A 4,256-nucleotide genomic window follows, 5' to 3' on the forward strand; every position below is an offset into this window, starting at 1 on the left:
ATACATGACTGATAATTGAGCTTTCTGTAATAGATATCTAGCCGTGTTTTAGTTATTAATACAGTTACAAAAGAAACTTGATATTAAACTTTTTCTTAAATTAAATGGCGAACGATGATAAATACCTCATTATCCTATGTTAGATCTAGTCGTAATTAAATTCAGGCACATAAATTTACACACTAAAAATGATATGAACCTGTCATAAACTGCCATCAACAAATTTATGCTTTGACGGTTATATATTTTCATAAACACATGTCACTGTGTCAGGCTATGTATAGCTTAATGTTATTAGATGGTTTGTTTACAAACCCGTATGGTACTGGCTGACTGTTGAATCATTTACCATAGAATTGAGTGTCATTTCTGATTTTGTATCGCCAGCTAACAATTGTTCGAAATGACTAATTAGGGCCACCTTGTCTGGTGAGGGTTTATCACCAGCCCCAATATTGGTTAAATCGATTAAAAAACTATCAAATAAATCAGCCAAATCATTAATAACTTCCATATTTAAAAATTGGTCGTTGTTGTAGATACTTGGGTAACCAGCCTTTTGTTTATCAATCGCAAATGACACCCCTTTAAGATTGGTAATACTGGTTGATTTATCGCATGACAGCATACATCCATTATCAATTCTGGGCTTCTCACAACCCACACTTTGTTGGAAGAAACATTGTCTGCTGGTCATTAATAAGATGGGGTGATAAATACTGTAAAACAATTTAAAGTCTGCAGGCCTTGCAATGTGTTTCATTTGTTGTTGATTGAGTTCATTTGAAATAAACGCACCGCTGCAATCAAATTCTTCTTTCATCGCCATTAGAGCGTAGGAGTTAGTGGTATTTAAAAAGGGACCCGCTATCCATTTAATCCCTAATTGGTTCGCTCTGTAAGCGATACCAGTATTGTTAGTCACAATTAATGGCGGCACCACTTGCTCTAAAATATTAATCGCAACATCATAATCTTTACCTATTAATACCGCAGGAAACCAAGGTATTAGACGGGGGTTAGCTGTTAAGAAATCAATATATTTAGTGCAGTCACGTTTATATGCGTCGGGTAACTTAAAATAAATATCGGCATTGGTGACTTCGGTTAAATGGATATCTGCTTCATCACTGATTAATATCGACAGAGTCGCCCGGGTATTGTCTGTAACAACAGGGTCAACGATGTTGTTATCTAATGTTTTGGCATGTTTTATTAGTGCAGGCAATTTAACGGCAGGTAACAATGCTCTGGATTGGTTTAATAAACGAGCCGCTCCACTTTTTAGTAATGTCAGCTCGCTAAATGGAACACTAACCTCGGCTGACAAATCACTCAAATCGATTTGTGTGATTACATATTCAGTATTGCCTAGGCTTCTAAAACGTTTATCAAGGGTGTCTTGATCTATAGCGTTGTGCTTACTGTTGGTTAACAGGCTGGTGGATTTTATTACAAAACTGTTTATTGCAGCCCTGGGCATATTAACCGCTGATGTCCTTTCAGTAGATGGTTCTTGTATGCTTAATGTTAGGATTAATGGACTGCCTAATTCACCAGAGAAACTGAGAGTTAAGAGCATTTTATCAATACTTAAATATTGGATTTTGTCTTTTACTGCATCATTAATTTCGTTTTTTTCTTGGTAAAGTGTTTGTTCTACCTCTTGTATTTGTACTATAGATATAAGGTTGGTATCTGTATTTGCAGTATTTTTGGCGACAGCATGATTTTTGGAATTGTCTCGAGGATTATCAATAAACATCGATTGATTTAAATCGCCGCGTAAAAAAGCATTTGAAAAATCTCGATTAAACACTTTATAAAGACGTTCGCCGTCTTCGAGCAATTGACCTGTTTTGATAAAACCGTCTATTTGTTTACGAAAACTATCTACTACTGTATGCACATAACTGGCACCTTTTATCCGTCCCTCTATTTTAAAAGAGGTAACGCCTGCATCTATTAATGCAGGTAAATCAAAAAATGCGGAGTTATCTTTTATATTGAGTGGGAAATTATGGCCTGTTTCTGTAGTTTCATATTCTTCCCGGCATGCTTGAGAACAACGACCACGATTACCCGAATTACCTACACTCGCTGAAGTTGAGTAGCATAAACCTGAAAATGCCACACAGAGTGAGCCATGCACAAACACTTCAGTTAAAATATCGTGCTCGCGGCTCACTGCTGTTAATTCAGTTATTTCTCTGAGGTTTAATTCTCTGGATAAATTGACTCTTGAAGCACCTAGCTTTTTGAGAAAACCAATTTGGCCCGCATTGTGGGTGGTGAGCTGAGTAGATGCGTGAATATCAAGGCTGGGAAAATGTTTTTTAATCAGATTAAACATACCAATATCTTGAACAATTACTCCATCAAGCGTGGTATTGACCAGCTTACTTAACAACTTGGCCAAAGTGGTAAATTCTCGTTCTAAGATCACAATATTCAAGGTTAGGAAAATTTCGCACTCATACTGGTGAGCCAGTCGAATGACCCCTACAAGTTCATCAAAAGAAATATTAGACGCACGATTACGGGCATTAAAGGTATCTAAACCACAATAAACGGCATCGGCACCGGCAATGATGGCCGCTTTAATGGCATCAACATCACCGCCTGGGGCTAACAATTCAATTTTATGTTTCATGTAAGTAAATTATGGCCAGTTAATTTTAAAGCGCGGATGTTACCCGTATATTTAGCCAATGAATATCGCTACAGAAGATTATTGTAGGTAAACTAGGCAAAGTGCCCGATTTAAGACTTTTTAATTTACACAAATAGCGATAACTACAAATTATGTCACTTCCCATTTTATATTCATTGCGAAATTGCCCATATGCAATGCGCGCCAGAATTGCTTTATTTAAAGCTCAGTTGCAGATAAGTTTGCGTGAGGTGGTATTAAGCAATAAGCCAAAGGAAATGCTCAAAGTTTCTAAAAAAGGCGAAGTACCAGTTTTAGTGATGGGTAATGAGTCAGGCTCATCAATCGTCATTGAAGAAAGTTTAGAGGTGATGTTGTGGGCATTAGCGAAAAGTGACCCTGACAATTTGCTTTATCTGCATGACCCACATGCATTACCAAATATGCTCAAATTAATCACTCAATTTGATAATAAATTTAAAGCCTGTTTAAACACCTATAAATGCGCCAAACGATACCGTGAAAATAATATCACTGAATGCAGACAAGCTTGTGAGATATATATACAACAGCTAGAAAATCGTTTGGCTGATAGCTCATGTCAGACACCATTTATTATGTCGGACCAAGAAAGCTTAGTTGATATTGCATTGTTACCATTTGTTCGTCAGTTCGCCAAAGTAGAACGTCAGTGGTACCTAAAATCTCCTTATCCAAAAGTCAGGCTCTGGCTGAATCGATACCTGCAAAGCATTATGTTTACAAAAGTAATGGCTAAACATAATGTGTGGGTGGGAATGAGCGAATAAATATCAGTAGTAAATGTTTATTAATAGAGGCACTTCATGCATAGATGTCACATACAAAACATCTCATAAACGGGTGTAATATTAGTTTTTAATGTAAAAAACTAATATTGGTTCAAAGATATTATGATCGGTAACATGGCTGGGTTATTTCAATGACATTAATTTCTTCTATTCAGCCACGACTATGCATAATGTCATGGTGAGCAAGCTAAGAGAGTTTTACTTCAAATATTAATCAGTGTCGACAAAGAAGATAAATTCTACGTTTATGATATATATAAAGAATAGTAAATAGCTTGATAACACGGAATGTCTTTTTTTTGTCTTTTTTTTTGTCTCCTTTTTTTTAAATCCTGTCATAGCAACAAAATTATCCTTTAGGAATGAGCATTTAAGTATTGATGTTATGCATGGCGATAGTAAGGCATGCTTTGTTACAAAACATCAGATGAACAATTGTATGCATTTATTATAAGGTTAAGGAGTCGATGAATGTTGACTGTTTTATAAACAATAAATTAAAGGATCCTGATTAAAACAACATAGCAACATAGCAACATAAGTCTAAATAAGTATTTGAGTCAGCGTGATTGGCGAGTAATATATTACATCTAAAATGAATTTAAAAAACATCTTGTTTTATTAAATACAAGTTAACTACATGTATGTTTCGGATTTATTTCCATTTACTTTTTTACTCTCTTTTACTTTAGTTATCATTGCCTTAATGTTTGGGGCAACGGTTCGAAAAGCCATTTTCTTATGGCTGTAATTTTAATTAGCCAATCCTGTAT

2 protein-coding genes are annotated in these 4,256 nt (G+C 35.5%); one reads left to right on the top strand and one right to left on the bottom strand.

What is annotated here, in order from left to right; all coding sequences use genetic code 11:
• Window positions 1-307: 307 nt before the first annotated feature.
• On the bottom strand, window positions 308-2,653 hold the full coding sequence (locus QZ562_RS19980; protein ID WP_293764226.1) for a DUF3656 domain-containing protein: 2,346 nt from the start codon (window positions 2,651-2,653) through the stop codon (window positions 308-310).
• Window positions 2,654-2,805: 152 nt separating this feature from the next.
• On the opposite strand from QZ562_RS19980, the gene QZ562_RS19985 reads away from it, so the two are divergent.
• The gene (locus QZ562_RS19985) at window positions 2,806-3,462 is read left to right on the top strand and encodes a glutathione S-transferase (RefSeq protein WP_293764229.1); all 657 of its coding nucleotides are present in this window, start codon (window positions 2,806-2,808) and stop codon (window positions 3,460-3,462) included.
• The last annotated feature ends 794 nt before the right edge of the window (window positions 3,463-4,256 follow it).

Source organism: uncultured Paraglaciecola sp., assembly GCF_913058035.1.
Taxonomy (GTDB): domain Bacteria; phylum Pseudomonadota; class Gammaproteobacteria; order Enterobacterales; family Alteromonadaceae; genus Paraglaciecola.

What these genes read in the sequence shown, in the direction of transcription:
- QZ562_RS19980 (WP_293764226.1), bottom strand. Translation starts at nt 2,653, where the DNA reads ATGAAACATAAAATTGAATTGTTAGCCCCAGGCGGTGATGTTGATGCC.
- QZ562_RS19985 (WP_293764229.1), top strand. Translation starts at nt 2,806, where the DNA reads ATGTCACTTCCCATTTTATATTCATTGCGAAATTGCCCATATGCAATG.